The sequence below is a fragment of the Shewanella sp. BJSY2023SW007 genome (genome assembly GCF_047314525.1).
Taxonomy (GTDB): Bacteria; Pseudomonadota; Gammaproteobacteria; order Enterobacterales; family Shewanellaceae; genus Shewanella; species Shewanella chilikensis.
The window spans coordinates 1-20,917 of record NZ_JBKORL010000091.1; the positions used below are offsets into that span (position 1 = coordinate 1).

At 54.4% G+C, this 20,917-nt stretch carries 20 protein-coding genes and 1 riboswitch; of the genes, 11 read left to right on the plus strand and 9 right to left on the minus strand.

Features of this window, described 5'->3' with window-relative positions; translation table 11 throughout:
• Positions 1-135: 135 nt before the first annotated feature.
• The gene (locus ACMHXE_RS15590) at positions 136-753 is read left to right on the plus strand and encodes a paraquat-inducible protein A (protein ID WP_101055879.1); all 618 of its coding nucleotides are present in this window, start codon (positions 136-138) and stop codon (positions 751-753) included.
• On the opposite strand, the gene ACMHXE_RS15595 is transcribed toward ACMHXE_RS15590, so the two are convergent.
• From ACMHXE_RS15595 to ACMHXE_RS15610, 4 genes are read right to left on the minus strand one after another with little or no spacing between them, the layout of a single operon-like run.
• On the minus strand, positions 744-1,049 hold the full coding sequence (locus ACMHXE_RS15595; protein WP_025009174.1) for a DUF3240 family protein: 306 nt from the start codon (positions 1,047-1,049) through the stop codon (positions 744-746). The genes ACMHXE_RS15590 and ACMHXE_RS15595 overlap by 10 nt on opposite strands.
• On the minus strand, positions 1,046-4,099 hold the full coding sequence (locus tag ACMHXE_RS15600) for an efflux RND transporter permease subunit (protein ID WP_101055878.1): 3,054 nt from the start codon (positions 4,097-4,099) through the stop codon (positions 1,046-1,048). The genes ACMHXE_RS15595 and ACMHXE_RS15600 overlap by 4 nt, the downstream gene beginning before the upstream one ends.
• 1 nt (position 4,100) lies before the next feature.
• Positions 4,101-5,123, minus strand: coding sequence for a membrane fusion-like protein (locus tag ACMHXE_RS15605; protein ID WP_413732748.1), 1,023 nt, complete (start codon positions 5,121-5,123; stop codon positions 4,101-4,103).
• On the minus strand, positions 5,120-6,364 hold the full coding sequence (locus ACMHXE_RS15610) for a TolC family protein (protein ID WP_413732750.1): 1,245 nt from the start codon (positions 6,362-6,364) through the stop codon (positions 5,120-5,122). Before ACMHXE_RS15610 ends, ACMHXE_RS15605 begins: the two co-directional genes overlap by 4 nt.
• Positions 6,365-6,448: 84 nt before the next feature.
• Here ACMHXE_RS15610 and ACMHXE_RS15615 point away from each other — a divergent pair, with 84 nt between their 5' ends.
• A complete protein-coding gene (locus ACMHXE_RS15615) occupies positions 6,449-6,973 on the plus strand; it encodes a helix-turn-helix transcriptional regulator (RefSeq protein ID WP_101055875.1) in 525 nt (174 codons plus the stop codon).
• Between the two features lie 406 nt (positions 6,974-7,379).
• Here the strand turns inward: ACMHXE_RS15615 and ACMHXE_RS15620 are convergent, their stop codons facing one another.
• Both ACMHXE_RS15620 and ACMHXE_RS15625 read right to left on the minus strand, forming a co-directional pair.
• On the minus strand, positions 7,380-8,303 hold the full coding sequence (locus ACMHXE_RS15620; protein WP_234555683.1) for a YeiH family protein: 924 nt from the start codon (positions 8,301-8,303) through the stop codon (positions 7,380-7,382).
• 213 nt (positions 8,304-8,516) lie between these two features.
• Positions 8,517-9,122: a malate synthase gene (locus tag ACMHXE_RS15625; protein WP_224867743.1), complete on the minus strand. Its 606-nt coding sequence runs from the start codon at positions 9,120-9,122 to the stop codon at positions 8,517-8,519.
• Positions 9,123-9,216: 94 nt separating this feature from the next.
• Here ACMHXE_RS15625 and ACMHXE_RS15630 point away from each other — a divergent pair, with 94 nt between their 5' ends.
• Positions 9,217-10,755 (plus strand): DUF3612 domain-containing protein, encoded by a 1,539-nt coding sequence (locus ACMHXE_RS15630; RefSeq protein ID WP_052248136.1) that lies wholly within the window; start codon positions 9,217-9,219, stop codon positions 10,753-10,755.
• A 104-nt stretch (positions 10,756-10,859) separates the two neighbouring features.
• On the opposite strand, the gene ACMHXE_RS15635 is transcribed toward ACMHXE_RS15630, so the two are convergent.
• The 3 genes from ACMHXE_RS15635 to ACMHXE_RS15645 all read right to left on the minus strand — a co-directional run bounded on the left by ACMHXE_RS15635 (position 10,860) and on the right by ACMHXE_RS15645 (position 15,163).
• Entirely contained in the window at positions 10,860-11,177 is a 318-nt protein-coding gene (locus ACMHXE_RS15635; RefSeq protein WP_234555682.1) for a hypothetical protein, read from the minus strand.
• Positions 11,178-11,328: 151 nt separating this feature from the next.
• On the minus strand, positions 11,329-13,239 hold the full coding sequence (locus ACMHXE_RS15640; RefSeq protein WP_101055869.1) for a methyl-accepting chemotaxis protein: 1,911 nt from the start codon (positions 13,237-13,239) through the stop codon (positions 11,329-11,331).
• A 274-nt stretch (positions 13,240-13,513) separates the two neighbouring features.
• Positions 13,514-15,163 (minus strand): electron transfer flavoprotein-ubiquinone oxidoreductase, encoded by a 1,650-nt coding sequence (locus ACMHXE_RS15645; RefSeq protein ID WP_165566096.1) that lies wholly within the window; start codon positions 15,161-15,163, stop codon positions 13,514-13,516.
• Between the two features lie 232 nt (positions 15,164-15,395).
• Positions 15,396-15,531, plus strand: a riboswitch (molybdenum cofactor riboswitch).
• Here ACMHXE_RS15645 and moaA point away from each other — a divergent pair.
• The 8 genes from moaA (at position 15,519) to ACMHXE_RS15685 (ending at position 20,852) form a co-directional block, all read left to right on the plus strand.
• Positions 15,519-16,499, plus strand: a complete 981-nt coding sequence (gene moaA, locus ACMHXE_RS15650; protein ID WP_028780719.1) for a GTP 3',8-cyclase MoaA — start codon at positions 15,519-15,521, stop codon at positions 16,497-16,499. Its footprint overlaps the riboswitch before it by 13 nt.
• 70 nt (positions 16,500-16,569) lie before the next feature.
• Entirely contained in the window at positions 16,570-17,100 is a 531-nt protein-coding gene (gene moaB / locus ACMHXE_RS15655) for a molybdenum cofactor biosynthesis protein B (protein ID WP_100143302.1), read from the plus strand.
• Positions 17,093-17,569: a cyclic pyranopterin monophosphate synthase MoaC gene (gene moaC, locus ACMHXE_RS15660; RefSeq protein WP_025889198.1), complete on the plus strand. Its 477-nt coding sequence runs from the start codon at positions 17,093-17,095 to the stop codon at positions 17,567-17,569. Before moaB ends, moaC begins: the two co-directional genes overlap by 8 nt.
• Before the next feature lie 4 nt (positions 17,570-17,573).
• Positions 17,574-17,822 carry a molybdopterin synthase sulfur carrier subunit gene (gene moaD, locus ACMHXE_RS15665; RefSeq protein WP_144218005.1) on the plus strand — a complete coding sequence of 83 codons (249 nt, stop codon included), beginning with the start codon at positions 17,574-17,576 and terminating at the stop codon, positions 17,820-17,822.
• A 1-nt stretch (position 17,823) separates the two neighbouring features.
• On the plus strand, positions 17,824-18,282 hold the full coding sequence (gene moaE, locus ACMHXE_RS15670; protein ID WP_224867739.1) for a molybdopterin synthase catalytic subunit MoaE: 459 nt from the start codon (positions 17,824-17,826) through the stop codon (positions 18,280-18,282).
• A 12-nt stretch (positions 18,283-18,294) separates the two neighbouring features.
• On the plus strand, positions 18,295-19,095 hold the full coding sequence (modA, locus tag ACMHXE_RS15675) for a molybdate ABC transporter substrate-binding protein (protein WP_413732755.1): 801 nt from the start codon (positions 18,295-18,297) through the stop codon (positions 19,093-19,095).
• A complete protein-coding gene (gene modB, locus ACMHXE_RS15680) occupies positions 19,096-19,761 on the plus strand; it encodes a molybdate ABC transporter permease subunit (protein ID WP_101055866.1) in 666 nt (221 codons plus the stop codon). It abuts the gene before it with no gap.
• A complete protein-coding gene (locus ACMHXE_RS15685) occupies positions 19,758-20,852 on the plus strand; it encodes an ABC transporter ATP-binding protein (protein WP_101055865.1) in 1,095 nt (364 codons plus the stop codon). Before modB ends, ACMHXE_RS15685 begins: the two co-directional genes overlap by 4 nt.
• Positions 20,853-20,917 lie beyond the last annotated feature (65 nt).

A 20,917-nucleotide genomic window follows, 5' to 3' on the forward strand; every position in this document is an offset into this window, starting at 1 on the left:
ATAGACATAAAAAATCGGAAACCTACAAACAGGTTTCCGATTGTCTCTCATCAGAAGGATCGGTCAACCGATCCTTATCTGATCTACATTGCGCCGAGTGGTGGGCCTTTTTGTTGAGTTTGTGGAGTGACCCCGATGCGTCGAATTTTACCTATCATGACCCTGTTATTGTCGCTGGCCTTGCTGATCCCCGGGGTGACTCAACCTATTTTGAGTGTCAGTGGCACAGTGGAAAAGGCCGAACTGACCGAAGCCGGGTTGGACATGATTGCCGAAGCCGTCAGTGATGACTCGGGGCGCGACAGTGCCAGGGGAATGCTGGCGATGATTAGCGGTATGCTGGGGCTGAACAACCTTCAAGGTGAAATGGAGGTGTTCAACAAGACCCGTAGTATCTGGGGCACAGTGACCGAGCTGCATCAACACGGCAATACCCTGGTGGCGGCGCTGGTGATGCTGTTTTCCGTGATAGTGCCGGCCTGCAAGCTGGGGCTGATGCTGCTGGCTCAGGCACCGCTGTCCAGTAAGGTGCGGCAGATCATCGACAGTATTACCGCGGCCATTGCCAAATGGTCCATGGCCGATGTATTTGTGGTGGCGCTTATCATCACCTATATGGCCGGCAACGCCTCGGCCGGCATGGGGGATTTGGTTCACACCCACGCCAGCCTGGAGTCGGGCTTCTGGTTTTTCCTCGGCTATTGCCTGTTGGCCATCGCCGGCCAGTATTGGCTTAAACCCCGTCAGTCCTGACCCAGCACGCCGTCTGTCGCTATCGGTACTATCCAATAGCGGCAGGGGTTGTGACGGCAGACCTCCGCCAGGGTTTGCAGTAGCGCCTGCTGTGACTCTTGCGGATGCATCACCTCGAACTTGTAGAATTCCCGATACCCTTCCACCTGCTCCTTGAGATTGAAGTGGCTGTGCTCGCGGCTGAAGCCACAGATATTGATCAGGCTGAAGCCGGAGAGGTAGTCCAGCGACATCAGGGTGTCGACCACATCGTCTTTTAGATTGTGCTGCACTATCAGCACCAAGAGTTGTTTCATTGGCGTTTCTCCAGGGTTTGATACAGCAGTGGCAACAGATAAAGGGTGGTGATAGTGGAGGTGATCAGCCCGCCTATGACCACGATTGCCAGCGGCCTTTGAATTTCGGCGCCGGGCCCGGTGGCAAAGGCCAGCGGGATCAGGCCGAACATGGCGGTGGTGGCCGTCATCAAAATCGGCCGCAGTCGGCGGGCGGCACCTTGTTCGACCCGCTCACTGAGGCTGGCAAACAGATGCCGCGACTGTTCATAGTAACTGACCATCACCACGCCGTTGAGCACGGCTACCCCCAGCAGGGCGATAAAGCCCACTGAGGCCGGCACCGACAGGTATTCGCCCGAGATAAACAGGCTGAAGATACCGCCCATCATGGCAAAGGGGACGTTGGCCAGGATCAGCAAGGCTTTGGAGATATTGCCGAAGGTGGTGAACAGGATCAGGTTGATCAGCATCAGCGCCACGGGCACCACCAACAGCAGGTTACGGGTCGCCCGTTGCTGGTTCTCGAATTCGCCGCCGAAATTCAGGCTGTAACCGCTGGGCAGAGACAGCTCAGCGGCCAGCTTGCCCTGTAGTTCTTCGACAAAGCCGACGATATCGCGGCCGCTGACATTGGTGGTGACCACGGCAAAACGGTTGCCTTGCTCGCGTTCAATCAGTATCGGCCCTTCGCGATAGCTTATTTGCGCCAGTTCACCAAGGGGCCTGAGGCTGGCATCCGGCATTACCAATAGCCTTTGCTCCAGTTGCGGCAGGCTGTTGATACCATCTGCTGCCTGGGCGATCAGCACGGGAGTTCGCTTCTTGCCCTGGATTATCTCGGTTATGGCCAGGCCTTCCAGTTGGCTCTTGAGATATCGGCCAAACTCATCGGCACTCATGTTGTAACTGCGGGCCAAACCCTCCTTGAGGCGGAGGTTGATAAAGGGGCTGCCTTCGGTCATGGCGGTTTTGACATCCTGGCTGCCGCGAGTGGCGCTGGTCAGGTGTGCCGTCTCGCTGGCCAATCTTGAAAGTGTCTCAAGATCTTCACCGAAAATTTTAATCGCCACATCGCCTATGCTGCCGGTAAGCATCTCGGAGACCCGCATCTGGATAGGTTGGGTGAAGTTGAAATTGATCCCCGGAAACTTGAGCACTTCGGTGCGTATGGCATCGATAAGCTCCTCTTTGCTGGCAAAGCGCCACTCCTCCACGGGTTTAAGTTCCATGAAGACATCGGTTTCATTCAGCCCCATGGGATCCAGCCCCAGTTCATCGGCGCCGGTGCGGGCCACCAACTGGCGTATCTCGGGGACAGTGGCCAGCAGGTGCTGCTCTATCTGAGTATCCAGTGCCAGCGAGGCCTGCAGCGAAATCGATGGGGACTTTTCCAACTGCAGAATAATGTCACCCTCATCCAGGGTCGGCATAAAGGTTTTTCCCACCTGAGTAAACAGCCCCAGGCTCAGTACCAGTGCCACCAGTGCCGTGGCGCAAAAAGCCTTACCGTGCTGTAACACCCACTGCAGACTGAGCAGGTAGCGCACCTTGAGCCAGCCAATGGCCTTGGGTTCGTTGGCCGCTTTTTCATTGACCAGATAGGAGGCCAGCACGGGGATCACTGTCAGCGACAGTGCCAGTGCCGACAGCATGGCAAACACTATGGTGATAGCCACTGGGGTGAACAGTTTGCCTTCGAGGCCGCTGAGAGTCAGTAGCGGTGAGAAGACTATGATCACTATCAGGGTGCCGGATACTACAGGCACGGCCACATCTTTGGTGGCGCGGTAGATGAGGTGCAGCCTGGGCAGGCGTTTGCCGCCGGCAATCTGGTTGACCATGTTCTCCACCACCACCACGGAGGAGTCCACCAACATGCCGATGGCGATCACCAAGCCGCCGAGGCTCATCAGGTTGGCCGACAGATTGAAGTAGCGCATCAGCATAAAGGTGGCCAATGCCGCCAGCGGCAGCGACAGTGATACTACCAATGCCGCCCGCAAGTTGCCGAGAAACAGCGCCAGCAACAGAATAACCAACACCACGGCCTCAAACAGGGCATCTGAAATGGTGCCTATGGCAGTGTCTATCAGGTTGGCTCTGTCGTAGAACACATTCAGCTGGCTGCCGGGAGGCAGGGTCTTTTCTATTTGGGCCAGCTTTTCCCGTACCAGTTTAATGACCTGATCGGTATTGGCATCCTTGAGGCCGACGATCAAGGCCTCTGTGGTTTCTTCACCATTACGGGTCACGGCGCCGTAGCGGCTGAGATGACCTATTTCGACTTTTGCAAGGTCTTGCAGGCGATAGCTGCCGCCCTGATTTGTGGCAATCACCAGTTGTTGCAGGGCCTCCAGCGAGTCGATGCGCCCTTCGGTGCGAACCGTCAGGTTATCTGTCCCTAGCGTGATGCGTCCGGCACCCGTGTTGCTGTTGTTGCTCTCGATACGGGCTATCAGTTCTTCCTGGCTGATACCGGCCTGAGCCAGAGCGACGGGATCCGGGGTGATCTGCAGTGTCTTGGCAAAACCGCCGAGAATGTTGACATCGGCGACTCCGGGCACGGTACGCAGCAGCGGCCTGACTTCCCATTCCAGCAACTGACGGCGTTCCAGCAGCGACAGCGAGGGATTCTCCAGCGAGAACATAAAGATTTCACTGAGCGGGGTGCTCATGGGGGCAACGCCGCCTTCCAGATCGGCGGGCAGCTTGTCCCATACCGCCGCCAAGCGTTCACTCACCTGTTGTCTGGCCCAGTAAATATCTGTGCCTTCGTTGAAGTCCAGGGTGATGTCGGTAATTGCATACTTGCTGGTGGAACGCAGTATCGCCTGCTTGGGGATCCCCAGTAGCTCAGTCTCAACCGGTACTGTCACCTGGGCCTCTATCTCTTCGGCTGTCATGCCGGGAGCCTTGAGGATGATTTTCACCTGGGTCGGCGAGATATCCGGGAAGGCGTCCAGCGGTAGCCCCAGCCAGGAATAGGCGCCGGCACCACAGAGCAGCAGCGCTGTTATCAGGGTAAACAGTCTTTGAGTCAGGGAGAAACGGATAATGGCACTGAGCATGCTATTCGCCCCCCAAACCCAGGAGTATGCCTTTGACGGCCGCCACTGAGTCGCTCAACACCTCGGCACCGACCAGAGTCTCATTGGGTGCCAGGAAGTAGCTGTCGGCGCTGGCGCCTAGCACTTGTACGTCGATTGGCCGCAGCTTGTTTTGGCTGTGACTCAGCACCTGGCTGCCAGTGCCCCAGGAATAGAGACTCTGCTTGGGCACCACCAAGGCATTGATGGCCTGCAGCGGAATAACCTGCAACTGCTGCCCGGGTTGCAGGCCGCAGCTTGGGGGAACGGCCTGGCTCCAGGCATCGACAAAGCCCTGTTTGGCCAGCTGGTCCTTGCGGCTAATCTGCAGTTGGCACTCTCCGGTCATCACGGCATTGACACTGTCTTTCTGGGCCAGGGGTAAACGCAGCTTAAGCCTGAGTTCGTCGGCGGGCAGTATCCCCAGCAGTGGGGCGCCGCTCATCAGCGGTTCACTGCTATCGCCGTATTGCAGCAGTCCGGCCATGGGCGCGTGCAATATCAGAGTCTCGGGATTGTCCCCCGGTTTAAGCAATTCACTGAAATGCTGCAGGTGTTCATATTGCAACAAGGTGTCGAAATACTGCCGGCTTATCTGCGACCAGGTTTCGGCACCTATGGCACCGTTGGCTCGCAGCTTTTGGTTGCGATCATAGCGTTGCTTGGCGAGCTTGAATGCCGCTTCGGCGGCGGCAAATTGCAGCTGAAAGTGGGCAATTTCGGCGCCCTTAAGTTGTACCAGTGCTTGGCCTTCATCGACCCATTCTCCTTCGGCCACCAACCAGCGTCGCTGTTGGATGGTTTCCGGGGCCGTGAGATAGAAGCTGCTGCCGGGCTGAGCCGCCAATATTGCCGGTACAGGGGCGGCCTCTATCTGTTGCACTTGGTTCACTGAGGTGAAGCTGAGTGTCAGCTTACCTAGGTCAGCAACCGAAATTTCCTGCGCCCACAGCGGGGAGAAGAACAGTGTCGACACCAGTGTGCCAACCAGGGTTTTAGGGGTCATAGGGTAACTCCGAGCGCTTGCAGTTGTTGGGAATGCAGCTGGGCTTGTGCCAGATGGTTGAGCGACAGCCTGGCTTGGGTATCCAGGGCCTCAAGATGGCGCCGCAGCCAGGACTCATACTGGGCTGGGCCTTGTTCGGCCGTGGTCAGCAGGGTTTCGCTGAGCTGTTTGCTCAGCTGCACGGCTTGTTCCAGCCCTTGCTGTTCTTGTTGTAGCTGGGCTTGACGACGTTTGAGTTGTTGTAACTGCAGTTGGCTCTGCAGTAGCTGCTGTTGTTGCTGTTGCTCCAGTTGCAGCCTTTGTTGCTGCAGTTCGCCAAGCTGTTGTTGGCTCAGGCCGTTGCCAACAGGTAAGGGGATTTCCAGTGCCAGACCCAGAGACTGTTCATCCTGTCCCAGAGTTGCAGTGTTTTTGGCCGTGACAGACATCAGCCAAGGAGTGTCATTTCCTTCGAGTTGAGCGTTTGTGGTGAGCTGCTGACGTTGCTGCTGCAGCGCCAGCAATTGCCACATGGGATGCCCGGCACCGGCATCATCCGGCAGTGGGGTGTCACTTTCATCCAGTGACGGCAGCTGTTGCAGCCCGGTCAGGCGCTTGAGTGCCTCATTGGCTTCTTGTTGTTGTTGCTCCAGTGGGAGTTTAGTGAGCGACAACTCCAGCAATTCACGTTTTAACAGCAGTACCGAAGTTGCCGGCATTTCACCACTTTGGCTCAGGGCCTGTTGCCGTTGCAGCAGTTGCTGCAGTACCTGTTGCTTGTGGCGTAGTTGCGCCAGCTCCTGCTCGGCTTGTGCCTGTTGCCACCAATACTGACGCAACAGACCTGAGAGATAGAGGCGCTGCAGCTGGCTTTGCAAGGCCAGCATGCGTTCGTTAATGGGCTTGAGCTTGGCATTCTGGCGCTGCATGGCCGGCGACTGAAAAGGCAGGTTGAGCGAGAGCTCCTGCTCATAGCTGTTGTGGCTTTCCAGGCTGCCCAGGTGGCTCAAACTGATGCTTGGCAAGCCTGTTAGCCAGTCCGAGCTGTGATATATTGGAGCCAGTTGTGCCGAAGAGGTGTGCAGCCTGTTTTGACTCAGGGACAAAAGGGCATCTCTGTCTGTTTCCGGGGCCGCTCTCAGCTGAAACACCATTAACAGTAGGCTACAACCCAGGTAGAGGGGGCGGATTTTCATGGGAGTGTCTCTTGGGGAAATACCAGCCGCCAGCCTGGCATTGATTTGGTTGGTTGTCTTCGGCAACCTGTATCATATTTGGGCTTATGGGACATATGTACCATAAGTTAACTACATGTTTTTGAAGATTATTAATCGGGAGTTGCGTCAATGAAGGATCTGGTGATGATAGGGCTGCTCAGCGTGATCATGACGCTGAACTTGCTGGATGTGTTGTCAGATATGCAACTTGGCGTGCCGACTTATCACATAGTGCAGGAGAGTATTTTGGTGGCGCTTTCCGCCTGTGGCGCCCTGTATATCAGTTTTGATCTGCTCCGCCGCAGCCGCGAGATGCAGCTACTCAAGTCAAAGTTAGCCAATGCCGATGCCAGGATCTGCAATATCTCCAGCCGAATGCAAGCTGCTCGCCAGGAATACACCCAGGCGGTACAGCAACAATTTGAACTCTGGTCGCTGACCCGCAGTGAGCAGGAAGTGGCTTTATTACTGTTGAAAGGCTTGAGTTTCAAAGAGATTGCCAGTGTTCGCAGCACCAAGGAGAAGACGGTGCGCCAGCAGGCATCGGCAATTTACGCCAAGGCGGATGTTGATGGCCGCCATACCTTCTGTGCCTGGTTTATGGAAGACTTTATTCAACCCGTTGCTAGCGCCGATACTTCACAGGCGGCCTAAGACGCGGGTGGCATCTGTCGTTTTGAAAGCGACTTGACACGCGTTTCTTGAAGCCAATCCTGCGGCGGCTGAGTGGGTAGGATTAGGCATTTGCTCCGGCAATTTTCCTCCTTGCTACTAGGCTGTCGCCTTCATAGAGAGTGGTTTTCCTGCCAGTTAATGCATATAAAAAGGAATAAAAAATTTTTTCTTAGTGCTTTGGGTTCTTTATTATTGAGAATCGATATTGGCACTCAGGCTCCACAGACACCAATAATAGCGGCATTATTTAACTGTGGAGGTGGCGGTGAAGCCTGGCTATATTCTGCTGTTTCTCTTACTGGTGGTACTGGCATCGACCCAGACTCAAGGCTTGTTGCGGGCTTTGATTGAACTCAGCGCCTTCGTAGGCTTTTGTTACCTGTTTTCAACTCTGCCAGAGAATATAGCCAAGAGACGAGCTGCCGATAAACAGCCAGAGGATCACCCCGAGAAGTAAGGGCTTACTACCACTCTGTTTTAATTTCCTGAGGGTGATACCGCAGCCAATCAGGAACAAACACACCACCAGGGTACGCTTCGCCAGTTCAAATAGCTCCTGATAGATAAATTGGCCCTGAGGCAACACACTGGTGATGGCGATAGCCAGGCAGTAAAACAGAATAAACCCGGGAATATTGAGTTTCCCCTTGCCACCAAACAACAAGGCGCTGATTGCCGCCAGAGGCACTATCCACAAGGCGCGTGCCAGTTTGATGGTGGTAGCTGTCTTAAGAGCTTCTTCACCGTAGGCAGACGCGGCGCCCACCACGGACGAGGTGTCATGAATGGCGATGGCGCTCCAAACCCCGAAGTCATGTTGGCTCAACTGCAGCAGATGACCTATCACGGGAAAAACAAACAGGGCAACCGAGTTGAGTACAAAGACGCAGGCCAGTGCAATGGCGGTTTGTTCGTTGCGGGCATTGATAGCCGGTGCCACCGCGGCGATGGCGCTGCCACCACAGATGGCCGTGCCACTGGCAATCAAGTGACCGACTCGTCTATCCAATCCCAAAACCCGAGTCAACGCCGTGCCCGCCAGCAGAGTCAGCAATATTGATCCCAGGATTAACGGTAAGTTGCCCACAGAGGCGTCGATCGCCTGTTGCAGCGGAATGCCAAAACCCAGACCGACAATGGAGATGGCCAGCAGTTTTTTGGTTAGTTTCCCAAGATCCCAGTCCGATGGCAGCCAGCCGAGATTAGCCAGCACAAATCCCACCAAAAGTGCCAGAGGTGAGGAGATGGCGGGGTGTAGGCAGGCGATGGCAAGCAGGCAAAACAGCCACTTTTTCTGCAGTTGGCTCATGGGCAAGAGATAGCAAGATTCCGGGGACGTTAGTATAAGTGAGGCAAAATGCTAGGAAAACTAAAATTAACTTAATGTTCAGCGTAAGTTTTGCTGAATCTCTGGCTAAGGCAACAGGATCAGGGAAGCCAGTTCCCCGATCCTGAGTCGATGTCACTTCTGGCAGAAGTTTGCTGTGTCTAATAAGGCCAAGTGTCTATGACGCTTTTGCGATTAGACTCGTGAAGACAACTGATATTCATGGCCATCTTTGGTGGTAAAGCGTTTGCAACTCTTGTTGCTGCGTGGCTGACCGCCATCATTGTGCAACAGGCTAATCCACTCACGCTTGAGTCTGTTGTCCTGGCAGCGACCATCGATGAGACAGCGTTCCAGCTGAATGTCTTCAATGGCGGCGCAGTCACGACTGCCGATACAGCCTTGGCGGTCAAAACTCAGCTCCAGGTGACAGTCGCGATCATCCTTGAGCAATATGGCTTCGGGCTCGCTGCGGTGGCCGCTCAGGGCGACAAACTGTTGTGGCTGTTTGAGGCCACATTGGCTGCCATCGGCAAAGCAGGCCAAGAGATGCTGATAGTAAACCACATAACAAACCACCTCGGCATGTGAGCCGTTTGCCAGTGGGAACAGCCGGTCAAGCAGTTGCTTGGCATTGGCCATCTTGTCGGCGATATGGCGTTCACCGAGTGCTTCCACGGCAAAGACGGCTTCGGCGATGAAAGGGTTGTGCTCTTGATTGATTTTTTGCTGCATAGTGGAGATGTTCATCGTCTCGCCCTCGTGTTTGCTTTCCTTGACCTGATGGCACTGTCGCCTCATGGCCGGACAATTCCTGTGAATTGCTTAATTTGTAGGCTAGCGTTTTTTTGATTACAATTTCACAATAAAAATTTTACAGTGTGAATTTTACAAAATGCGCCAAGACCAAAGCCTGATCCGTAAGTCACATTTTCTGGGAACTAAAATAAGAAACCTCAGAAAACGCAATCACTTAACTATGGAAGATTTGTCGGCACGCTGTGTCAGGGTCGATCCTGAGTCGGCACCGTCCGTGTCATACCTGTCGATGATCGAAAGGGGCAAGCGTGTTCCCAGTGCAGGTATGCTGGCGGTCATAGCTGCAGTTTTTCAAAAAGAGGTGAGTTGGTTTCTGGACGATGCGCCGGAGGAGCAGGCTATCACCCCGGACAAAGGACGACGCGGCGGGGTGAGTGGTATGCCGCTGGAGCCAGGTTTCCTGTTCTCCAATGATATTTTGCAGATAGCTATTCCCGAGATGCTGTCACAAACGGGGATCAGCGGCCGCCAGTTTGCCCACCTGTTGATCCGCGCCCATCAGGAACACCATCAAAACCATTTCCCCGATCTGGAACGGGCCGCCGAAGAGGTGGGTAAGAAGCGTCTGCCCTTGTCGGTAGAAGAGATGCTGGATCTCGCCGCGGCGCAGGGACTGAAGATCCAATGGTTCGCCCGGCCGGCAAAACAGCTGACGGATGCCCAGGGGATATGTACCGGAGAGTTGGTGACCTCTTACATGGAGCCGCCGGGAACGCTATTTCTCAACGAGATCCTCAAGTCTCAACCAACTAGGCTCAAGTACGATTTGGCGGTGCATATAGGTCACTGTGTGCTGCATAACCGCGATGGGCTGAGCAATGTGTTGACCGTGGGCCGCAGTGGCTTCAGTGAAACCGATCCCCAGATCCAGAGTTCGTCTCTTAATGCCCAGGATATACTCCAGGCCTGGCGTGGCTTTGAGGCCAGTTTCTTTGCCGGAGCCTTGCTCTGCCCCAAGGTGGCATTCAGGCAGTTGCTGGACAGATACGGCTACGAGATAGATGCTCACCGATTGGCGGGGGTTTCTCCCTCGGTAGCGATGCGGCGTATGACAGTGGTTTCACCTTACCCTCACTGGCACTACTTCGACGCCTATGCTCCGGGCAAGCTAAAAGCAGTGTATCGCGGTAACGGTATACCTCTGCCTTGGGGTAATATGCGGGCGGTGGCTGATCCTTGTCAGCACTGGGCGGTATTTCGGATGATCACCGAACCCAAGGAAGGCAGTTCGGCGCAGATTTCCATCCTGGATGTGGAGCAACAACCCAGGATCTATTGCTGTGAATCGGTTAAGGTCAAAGACTTGGCCGGCAACCACCATGTGCTCTGTGCTGGAATAGATCTCAATCCTGCCATTGAGGCTCAAGGGGAAGATGCCTTGTCATTGGCGCAGGATCTTAAGCAGGCTTGTGTCGAGCAGGGCGGAGAAGGTGCCATTCCCAGAAAGATAAAACAGCAACTGCTGACAGTGGCACGGATACTCAATATCAATTGGGTCGAGCGCGGTATTGCCGGTGATGCCAGATTGATCTGCTCCAGAGGTGCGGTTTGCCCGAGACGGCCAACCTGTTATGGCGAGCAGCCTGAGGTGAGCTTTCCCTGGCCCAAACAATAACCTTGGAACGCTAGCACAACCTTGGGTTGGTAAATACAGACAATAGATAACTTATATTCACCTATTGTCTGTTTTGAGTGGCGCAGTTATTACTGGGTTTTAGTTCACTCCAATATGGCCATTACAAAGCCAATAGTGAGTAAAATAGCCATAATAAGCCTAAGAATGCTTTGTTGTTTTTGATAACGAATAATCACAGGATCCTGGCTGTTGGCCAGAGTGCCAGATTCCAGCGATTGTTTGACTCTTATCGCTATGTTTGATGATTTTTTTTCATCTGTTTGAGCCAGTTCAGGATACTGAATCCGTATATGTTTCAGTAGCTGCTGCCAACGCCAAAGCTGCAAAACAAAGAAGAGTCCTGCCAGAATAAACATCAGCCAGGCGATATGTGACAGCGCCCATTCTATCTGTGGTTCCATGAATACTCTTTTATTAGCCGAAAGATAGTTGCGGCTATGTTATACCAATCAGAAGTAAGATTCAGAAGTTGCATGTGTACTCAAGGCTTTGCGGGAATGAGGTTCAGTATTCCCAACGGCAGTGACAAGGCTGCCGTTGGGGAACCTGAGGTTAAACCTTGAAGCGGGCGACTAAGGTATCCAACCTGTGGGCCAGATTATTGAGTGCGTCACTGGCCGCCGCAGCCGCTTCGGCGGTCTCGGCAGTGCGCTGGGTTATCTCATTGATCTCACTGACGTTACGATTAATATCTTCCACGACTGTGGATTGCTCCTCAGTGGCTGCCGCCACTTGAATATTCATATCGCTTATCTGGGCAATTTGTCCCGAGATACCGCTGAGTGCCTGGCTGGCCTCATCGACGGCCTGAACGCCTTCATGGGATCGATTGCGACTCAGCTCCATGGCACTGACGGCTCGGGCGGCTTCGGCCTGCAGCTTATCTATCATCACCTGCACTTCATCGGTTGAGGTGGCGGTGCGGGAAGCCAAGTTGCGAACTTCATCGGCCACAACCGCAAAGCCACGGCCGGCCTCACCGGCTCGAGCCGCCTCAATGGCGGCATTTAATGCCAGCAGGTTAGTTTGTTCCGAGATGGCACGGATCACATCCAGAATGCCGCCGATGGACTTGGTGTGGGTCGCCAGCGACTCGATCACCTCGCCGACCTGAGCCACATCCTGTGACAATTGGTTAATGGTATTGCGGGCACGGGTCACCACCTGTTGGCCAGTGGCCGATTCGCTGTCGGCATCTTTGGCTGTTACCGCCGCCTGGGCCGCATTGGCGGCAATTTCATTAACGGTTGCCCCCATTTCGTTGATGGCGGTTACCACCATCATGGTGCGGTCTTTCTGATCCTGGCTGTCGCTCATGGTCTGCTGGGCCTGCGCCGAGACTTCCTTGGCGGATAGCCCCAACTGTTCGCTGGTGGCGGCCACTTCGACCACAGAGTCTTGGATCTTGGAGATAAAGCTGTTGAAGCCCTTGGCCAGTTGGGCGATTTCATCTTCACCCTCGACCGGCAGACGTTGGCGCAAGTCGCCTTCGCCTTCGCCTATGTCGCGGAACATTTCCGCCACCTTGCTGATGGGACGGCTAACAGAGCCGGCCACTATCACAGCCAGGAAGATAAAAGCGGCGGCAATCAATACTGTCCATAATAGAATTTGATAGGCCGCCTCTTGCAACAGGGCAAAGATCTCCCCTTGAGGAACCTGGGCTACCAGATACCAATCCATTGACGGAATATAGCTGCTGGCAACCAGCATATCGATACCATCGACTTTGGTTTCAAGCAACTGGAAGTCGCTTTTATCAAGCAGCTTGCTAAGATTGCCTGGGTAGAGATCCTGCAGGCTGCGCTTGCCTGTCAGGTTCTTGTCCGGATGCAGTTGGATCTTGCCCTGATTGTCGGTGAGGAACACATAGCCGCTTTGCTCTATCTTGAAGGAGTTGAGCAGGCGCACCATATCGTCGAGTGACTTGGCCAGCCCCACCAGGCCGCGACCGTTGGGCTGTTGATAGTTAATGAAGAGTTTGACCTCGCCGTTGGCTTCGGTAAACACATTCAACATGCGTTCCTGGCGACTGTCTCTGTAGTTGAAAAACCAGCCATCCTGCTGTTGGTTGAGGATCCGCAGAAAGCCGTCCTGGGTGTAATAGGCCGCTGTTTCCCGATCGGCATAGGAGGCTTGTGCCAAGTGATACTGACGAGTCATATCCTTGAGCTGAGAAATGACCAAAGGGACTTCGGCTTCCGGGCGTCCCTGTTCCAACCAGTGTCTGAGCATTTGACTGTGGGCCAGTTGTTCGGCGCCATTCATCAGCGTGCTGATTTCCAGATCCAACTTATTGCGGATCTGCAGCATTAAGCTTGGCAGTTCGGAACCGAGCATACGTTGTTCAACGACCTCACGGGCACTGCGCTGACTGAGAACACCGACTAAAATCGTCGACATCAGTACCGCCAGCGTCACTGTCAGTAGAATCTTTTGTTTAATGGTGAGTTTGAGTTTCATAGCGACCGCCTATCCATATCCTTATAGTGTGGACAACAGCATTAACTGATTTAACGTTAATTACACTTGAGCATAGTAATTAACGCATTGGCAGGGACTTCCCCGTAAGTCTTTGTAGAGTATAGGCAGGCCAGCTGTTTTATGGGGCTGGATCTTATTGTAGAACCGCGATTATGACTAAAAAACTCTCGTGCATCAATAGGTGCTAATATTGCTTTTGCGTAAATAAAAAACGCGTCTTAAAAGACGCGTTTTTGTGGTTTACAGTCATCAATTACATATTGGGATAGTTAGGGCCACCACCACCTTCGGGTGTCACCCAGGTGATGTTCTGGCTGGGGTCCTTGATGTCACAGGTCTTGCAGTGAATGCAGTTCTGGCTGTTGATCACAAACTTGGGTTGTCCCTCGTCTTCAACCACCTCATAGACCCCCGCAGGGCAATAGCGTTGCGCCGGTTCATCGTATTTCACCAGGTTGACCGCAATAGGAATAGTGGCGTCTTTCAAACGCAGATGGCAGGGCTGGTCTTCTTCGTGGAAGGTATTGGATAGATACACGGAAGAGAGCTTATCAAAGCTAAGCTTGCCATCCGGCTTGGGGTAGTCAATCTTGCTGTAGGCGCTGGCCTCACTCATCTGGGCATAGTCGGGATGCTCATCCCTCAGGGTCACAGGGAACTTGCCGCCAAACCAGTTTTGATCGATGTAGTTAAAGGCCCCCCCCAGGAAGGTGCCGAATTTGTGCATGGCCGGGCCGAAGTTACGCGAGCGGTAAAGTTCATCAAAGAGCCAGCTCTGTTCCAGCCGCTCCTGGAAGCAGTCGAGATCTTTTCCGCCTTCAACCCCGGCGATAAGGCCTTCGGCCAGAGTCTCGGCCGCCAGCATACCGCTCTTGATGGCGGTGTGAGTGCCCTTGATCTTGGCAAAGTTGAGTGTCCCGGCATCACAACCTATTACCAGACCACCGGGGAAGCTCATCTTGGGCAGAGAGTTTAGTCCCCCTTTGGTGATGGCGCGGGCACCATAGCTCAAACGCTCGCCGCCGCTTAAGGTCTTGGCGATGACAGGGTGGGTCTTGTAACGCTGAAATTCATCAAAGGGGCTCAGATGCGGGTTTTTGTAGTTGAGGTCGATGATCAGTCCCACGGCAACCTGGTTGTCTTCCATATGGTAAAGGAAACCGCCACCGCTGGCGCCTTCCAACAGCGGCCAGCCGCCACTGTGAACCACTTTACCCTGTTGGTGTTGTTCGGCCGGGATCTTCCAAATCTCTTTGAAGCCTATGCCATAGTGTTGTGGTGTTTTACCGTTATCCAGGTGGAATTTTTCTATCAGCTGCTTGCCCAGATGGCCACGGCAGCCTTCGGCAAACACTGTATATTTGGCGTGTAGTTCCATGCCCGGCATATAGCTGTCTTTGGGCTGGCCATCGGCGCCTATGCCCATGTCGCCGATCAGTATTCCTTTGACGCTGTCATCTTCATTGAACAGCAATTCGCTGGCGGCGAAACCGGGGAATATCTCCACTCCCAAGCCTTCGGCTTGCTCGGCCATCCAGCGGCAGAGGTTCCCGACACTGATAATATAGTTGCCATGGTTATGCATGGTCTTGGGTACCAGGCTGTTGGGCAGATGTTTACCATCTTCGGCCGACTTGAGCAGATAGATTTCATCTTCTGTAACCTGGGTATGCAGGGGGGCTCCCAGTTCTTTCCAGTCACCGAAGAGTTCTTCCAATACGCTGGGTTCAAAGACGGCGCCGGAGAGAATATGTGCGCCAACTTCAGAGCCTTTTTCGACCACACAGACACTGATCTCTTTGCCGCTGTCTTTGGAGATCTGCATCAAACGGCAGGCCGCAGCCAGTCCGGCGGGGCCTGCACCAACGATAACAACATCGAATTCCATTGATTCGCGTTCCATCATGTCACCTCTATCCTTCAAAGTCCCCCGATGTAAACGGGTGTTTTATTTTTATCCAGCTCCAACCTTACCTGAAAATCTATTCAGCGCACAGTATTTGATCGGAAAGCAGCGGTTAGTTTTGATGAAATTTATGAGTGAAGCTTGTCACAAAAAGTCCACGCAGATTTGAACCAGATCGGGAAATACATTTTTAGGGGTATGGTTCACCCCCCTTTTCGTCCTATAATTGGCCCAGACGGTTCTCCGAGCTTTTGGTCCTACGTCAGTGAAGATATGGCCCTTTAGCCGTGGCAATTTTGCCACCGGGGTGAGCAAAGAAATGCCCTCACCTCCCTAACTTGGAAAGGTGATCATGTCCCAATTACAAGACAATTTTGGTCGAAGATTTCACTATTTGCGGATGTCAGTTACTGACGTCTGTAACTTCAAATGCAGTTACTGCCTGCCGGATGGTTATCGCCCGGAGGGCAAGCCCTCTTTTCTGACGCTCAGCGAGATTGAGAATCTGGTTGCCGCCTTCGCCAAAGTAGGTACCCGCAAGGTACGGATCACAGGTGGCGAGCCTACGCTGCGCAAAGATTTTACCGATATCATCCGCGCAGTTGCCGACAACAGCGAAATTCACACTATCGCCACTACCACCAATGGTTATAGGCTCGAGAAGCACGCCAAAGAGTGGTATGACGCCGGGCTGAGGCGGATCAACGTGTCTGTGGACAGCCTGGACCCCAGGATGTTTTATCAGATCACCGGCGAGAACAAGTTCGATGAGGTCATGCGCGGTATAGATGCGGCGCTGGAAGCCGGCTTTGAGCGGGTCAAGATCAACGCTGTGCTGCTCAAGGATCTCAACGATAAGGACCTGCCGCGTTTCCTGCATTGGATCAAACATACCCCCATAGATCTGCGTTTCATCGAGCTGATGGAAACCGGTTTGGGTCACGACTACTTCAAGGCGCATCACCTGGCCGGAGCCGATATCAAGGCCAGACTCGAGGCCGAAGGTTGGCAGTATGATCAGCCCGCGGCCGAAGATGGTCCGGCGCAAAACTTCAGCCATCCTGATTATCGTGGCCGTATCGGGCTCATCATGCCTTATGCCAAAAACTTCTGCGCCAGCTGTAATAGGTTGCGGGTTTCTGCCAAGGGTAAGTTGCACCTGTGTCTGTTCACCGAACATGGTGTCGATCTTCGGGATCTGCTTCAGAGTCCTGAACAGCAGGATGAGTTGATTGCCCGTTTGCATCAGCAGTTGCAGCAGAAGAAAGAGACTCACTATCTGCATCAAGGCATTACCGGTGTGACCCAACACCTGGCCTCTATCGGCGGTTGAGGGTGGCGCTCGTCTGGGCGCCAGATACTTATCATCGCCATCTCGGTAGCATTCAGCAGCAGGAACTGACATGGGACATTGCATTCATACCCATTTTGAGCCCTTGAATATCGCCATTCTTACCCTTTCAGACAGCCGGGATCTGCAGACAGATACCTCAGGGCGTTTTCTGGTACAGGCACTGCAGGAGGCTGGGCATAACCTGGTCGAGCGTAAGCTCTGCCCGGATGATAAATACCAGATGCGCGCCATCGTCAGTCAATGGATAGCCGCGGCCAATGTTCAGGTGATTATCACCACAGGCGGCACCGGCTTTAGCGGCAGAGACAACACCCCTGAGGCGCTGCGGCCGCTGTTTGACGCTGAAATAGAAGGCTTTGGTGAACTCTTTCGCCACATCACTTACACTGAGCTGGGCACTTCTACCGTGCAGTCGCGGGCACTGGCCGGTATCGCCAATCAAACGGCGCTGTTTTGTCTGCCCGGTTCCACCGGCGCATGTCGTACGGCCTGGAACAAGATCCTCAAAGAGCAGCTGGATGCCCGGCACCGGCCCTGTAACTTCGTATCCCATTTGAAAAAGGTTGCTATAGATGACTAATGCCTTTACCCATATCAATGCCGACGGCAACGCCCATATGGTGGATGTGACCGAAAAGTCGATCACCGAGCGCGAAGCCCGTGCCGAGGCCTATATTGAGATGTCTGCCGAGACGCTGCAGATGATCATGAGTGGCAGCCACCACAAGGGCGATGTATTCGCCACTGCCAGAATCGCCGGCATTATGGCCGCGAAGAAAACTTCAGAGCTGATCCCTCTTTGTCACCCCTTGATGCTGACCAAGGTCGAGGTGGATCTGCAGGCTGAGCCGGAGCAAAACCGGGTCAGGATCACCAGCCTGTGTAAGCTGGCTGGTAAAACCGGGGTTGAAATGGAAGCCCTGACGGCGGCCTCGGTTGCGGCGCTGACTATTTACGATATGTGTAAAGCGGTGCAGAAGGATATGGTGATTACCCAGGTAAGACTGCTGGAGAAACGCGGCGGTAAATCCGGTCATTTTAAGGTGTAACGATATGATTAAAGTGCTGTTTTTTGCTCAAGTACGCGAATTATTGGGAACGGCTGCCATTGAAGTCGAGAGCCAGCCGGGTTTGACGGCCGAGGCGCTGCGTGCCCAATTGGCGGCCACAGACGACAAGTGGGCCAGAGTGATGGCGTCCGACAAGCTGTTGGTGGCCATCAACCAAACCCTCAGCCCTTGGCATACAGAGATCAAAGCGGGTGACGAGGTGGCCTTCTTCCCACCGGTAACCGGAGGTTGAGATGCAAAGCGATCGTATTTTGGTACAAACCGCCGACTTCGATGTCCCGGCTGAATATACCCGCATCGCCGCCGACAACAGCGACGGCGCCGTGGTGACCTTTGTCGGCAAGGTGCGTGACTTCAACGATGGCAGCGCGGTTACCGACCTGACGCTGGAACACTATCCCGGGATGACAGAAGCCGTTTTAGGGCAAATTGCCACTCAAGCCCGTGAGCGTTGGCCGCTGAATCAGCTGACCATAATTCACCGGGTTGGTACTATGCATTTGGGCGAACAGATAGTGTTTATCGGTGTCAGCAGTGCCCACCGCAAGGCGGCGTTTGCGGCTTGTGAGTTTCTCATCGATTTCCTCAAGACCAAGGCGCCATTCTGGAAACTGGAAGCCGGTGAAAGTGGTCAACACTGGGTTGAGGCTCGCGATGCCGACGAGCAGGCCGCCAAGGCCTGGGAAAAGTAACCGGAGCGTGTGATGGTGCTATTGGAGCGATTGCTGAATTCGACGACCAGGGCCGTGCTGACCGCGCTGGCGCTGCTCAGTCTGTGTCTGCCGGCTTCGGCGGCGCAAAGCGTTCATGTGGCTGCGGCGGCCAATATCAAGTTTGCCCTGGATGATATTGCCGAGCGTTATCAGCAACAGACAGGACGCCAACTCAAGATCTCCTACGGTTCTTCCGGTAACTTTGTGGCGCAGATAAAACATGGTGCGCCGTTTGAGCTGTTTCTCTCGGCCGATGAGCGTTATGTCGAGGCGCTGGCTGACGCAGGCATCACTCGCGACAAGGGGTTGGTCTACGCCTATGGACGCTTGGCTCTGGTGGCTCCAAAAAATTCGCCGCTGAAACTGGATCAAGAGCTACAGGGGCTGCAACAAGCACTGGCCGCCGGGCAGATCAAGCGCTTTGCTATCGCCAACCCGGATCATGCTCCCTATGGCGAGCGCGCCCGCGCACTGCTCAAGCAAAAAGGTTTGTGGCAGGAGTTGCAGGCCAACCTCATCTATGGTGAAAACGTTTCCCAGGCGGCGCAGTTTGCCTTGAGTGGTTCGACTCAGGGCGGCATAGTTGCCCTGTCGCTGGCGGTGGCGCCACAGTTTCAGGCGAGAGGTCGTTATCTGGCGTTGCCGGTAGACTCCCATGCCCCGCTGACCCAGCGCATGGTACTGCTTGAGAAAGCCGGTGACGATGCCAAAGCTTTTTATGATTATCTGCAAGGGCAGGAAGCGCGACAGGTGTTCAGCGCCTATGGCTTTGCCTTGCCCGAGGGAAGTTGAATGGATTGGCAGTCGCTGTGGCTCTCGGTCAAACTGGCTGCCATCAGTGTCTTGGTACTCTTGCCGCTTGCCATCTTGCTGAGCCGCTTGCTGGCCTATCGAGAGTTTCGCGGTAAGTCATGGATAGAGGCGCTGATCATGGTGCCTCTGGTGTTGCCGCCCACGGTGATAGGTTATTACCTTTTGGTAGGGCTTGGCAGTGAAAGCTGGCTGGGCCAATGGCTGCAGCAAACCTTGGGCGTGCAGCTGGTATTTCATTTCTCCGGCCTGGTGGTCGCCTCGGTACTGGTCAATATTCCCTTTGCAGTGCAGCCTATTCAAAGAGCCTTTGAAGCCATTCCTCAGGATGTGCGCGATGCCTGCGCCTGTTGCGGCATGAGTCGCACCAAACAGCTATTTAAGGTGGAGTTGCCCTTGGTGTGGCCGGGGATTTTGACGGCCCTGGTGCTGTGTTTCTCCCATGTGCTCGGCGAGTTTGGTGTCGTCCTGATGATGGGGGGCTCCATCGCGGGAGAGACCAAGACGATTTCCATCGCCATCTACGACAGTGTCCAGGCGTTTGACTTCGCCTCGGCCGGTACTATGTCGCTGGTACTCTTGTTGTTTGCCATCACCACATTGGCATTGACCACAGGGTTGTCGCGGCGGCTCGGGAGATTGAGATGACTCCGACAGATCTGCATGTCAGCGTTCATCAAACCAAGGGGATCCCACTGCAGGCCGACTTTGTTTGCCGTGCCGGTGAAGTCCTGGCCGTGGTGGGGCCCTCCGGTGGTGGCAAGACTACGCTGCTGAGGATGATTGCCGGTCTCAATAAGCCGCAATCCGGCAGCATCCGCTATGGTGATAAACCCTGGTTTTCCGAGACAGTGAACCTGAGCCCGCAGCAACGCCATCTGGGGTTTGTGCCGCAACATTTTGGCCTGTTTCCCAATCTGAGTGCGGTCGACAATGTTATCGCCGGGCTGGATCATCTGCCTAAGGGCGAACGCCGTGCCAGAGCGCTGGATTGGCTGGAGCGGGTCAATCTCCACGGTTTGCCGGATCGTTTGCCTGAGCAGTTGTCCGGCGGCCAGAGACAGCGAGTGGCGCTGGCCAGAGCGTTGGCGCGTGAGCCTTCGGTATTGCTGCTGGATGAACCTTTTTCTGCCGTCGATCGCGAGACCCGTGAGCGCCTGTATCTGGAGCTGGCACGGCTCAAGTCACAGCTGCATATTCCGGTGATCATGGTGACCCATGATCTCAACGAAGCCTTATTGCTGGCCGACCGCATGGTGCTTATCAGCCAAGGGCAGTTACTGCAACAGGGTGTGCCCCATGACGTATTGGCCAAACCCCGCAATGAGGCGGTTGCCCGGCAGATGGGCCTGAGAAACCTGTTTGACTCTGAAGTGGTGGCCCTGGAGCAGGAGCGACAACTCACCTGGCTTAAGTTTGGCGAGCAACTGATTGCCTGTGACTATGATGCGCGCCTGAATCCGGGAGATAAGGTGCGCTGGGTGGTGCCCAATCAAGGCGTCAGATTTAACTCCATCAGCCGTGGCCGCCTGTGCCGCAGCTTCAATAAACTCAATGTCAGGCTCGAATCCCTACTGGTGATGGGCGAGTCTGTGCGCCTGCTGGCGGCAATCGAAGGCGTGGATCAGACCCTTAGCGCCGAAGTGCCGTTACATCTGGCTCGCAAGCTGGAGTTGGTTGCCGGTATGCAGACAGAAGTTGCTCTCAAATCTGAACAAATTCATATTCTCGAACACTGATAAGACAGTCTTTATGCCGGTTGTCGATTAGATGATCAAAACTTAATTTAGCTTCCATCCTGAGT

What these genes read in the sequence shown, in the direction of transcription:
- ACMHXE_RS15590 (WP_101055879.1), top strand. Translation starts at nt 136, where the DNA reads ATGCGTCGAATTTTACCTATCATGACCCTGTTATTGTCGCTGGCCTTG.
- ACMHXE_RS15595 (WP_025009174.1), bottom strand. Translation starts at nt 1,049, where the DNA reads ATGAAACAACTCTTGGTGCTGATAGTGCAGCACAATCTAAAAGACGAT.
- ACMHXE_RS15600 (WP_101055878.1), bottom strand. Translation starts at nt 4,099, where the DNA reads ATGCTCAGTGCCATTATCCGTTTCTCCCTGACTCAAAGACTGTTTACC.
- ACMHXE_RS15605 (WP_413732748.1), bottom strand. Translation starts at nt 5,123, where the DNA reads ATGACCCCTAAAACCCTGGTTGGCACACTGGTGTCGACACTGTTCTTC.
- ACMHXE_RS15615 (WP_101055875.1), top strand. Translation starts at nt 6,449, where the DNA reads ATGAAGGATCTGGTGATGATAGGGCTGCTCAGCGTGATCATGACGCTG.
- ACMHXE_RS15620 (WP_234555683.1), bottom strand. Translation starts at nt 8,303, where the DNA reads ATGAGCCAACTGCAGAAAAAGTGGCTGTTTTGCCTGCTTGCCATCGCC.
- ACMHXE_RS15625 (WP_224867743.1), bottom strand. Translation starts at nt 9,122, where the DNA reads ATGAGGCGACAGTGCCATCAGGTCAAGGAAAGCAAACACGAGGGCGAG.
- ACMHXE_RS15630 (WP_052248136.1), top strand. Translation starts at nt 9,217, where the DNA reads ATGCGCCAAGACCAAAGCCTGATCCGTAAGTCACATTTTCTGGGAACT.
- ACMHXE_RS15635 (WP_234555682.1), bottom strand. Translation starts at nt 11,177, where the DNA reads ATGGAACCACAGATAGAATGGGCGCTGTCACATATCGCCTGGCTGATG.
- ACMHXE_RS15640 (WP_101055869.1), bottom strand. Translation starts at nt 13,239, where the DNA reads ATGAAACTCAAACTCACCATTAAACAAAAGATTCTACTGACAGTGACG.
- ACMHXE_RS15645 (WP_165566096.1), bottom strand. Translation starts at nt 15,163, where the DNA reads ATGGAACGCGAATCAATGGAATTCGATGTTGTTATCGTTGGTGCAGGC.
- moaA (WP_028780719.1), top strand. Translation starts at nt 15,519, where the DNA reads ATGTCCCAATTACAAGACAATTTTGGTCGAAGATTTCACTATTTGCGG.
- moaB (WP_100143302.1), top strand. Translation starts at nt 16,570, where the DNA reads ATGGGACATTGCATTCATACCCATTTTGAGCCCTTGAATATCGCCATT.
- moaC (WP_025889198.1), top strand. Translation starts at nt 17,093, where the DNA reads ATGACTAATGCCTTTACCCATATCAATGCCGACGGCAACGCCCATATG.
- moaD (WP_144218005.1), top strand. Translation starts at nt 17,574, where the DNA reads ATGATTAAAGTGCTGTTTTTTGCTCAAGTACGCGAATTATTGGGAACG.
- moaE (WP_224867739.1), top strand. Translation starts at nt 17,824, where the DNA reads ATGCAAAGCGATCGTATTTTGGTACAAACCGCCGACTTCGATGTCCCG.
- modA (WP_413732755.1), top strand. Translation starts at nt 18,295, where the DNA reads ATGGTGCTATTGGAGCGATTGCTGAATTCGACGACCAGGGCCGTGCTG.
- modB (WP_101055866.1), top strand. Translation starts at nt 19,096, where the DNA reads ATGGATTGGCAGTCGCTGTGGCTCTCGGTCAAACTGGCTGCCATCAGT.
- ACMHXE_RS15685 (WP_101055865.1), top strand. Translation starts at nt 19,758, where the DNA reads ATGACTCCGACAGATCTGCATGTCAGCGTTCATCAAACCAAGGGGATC.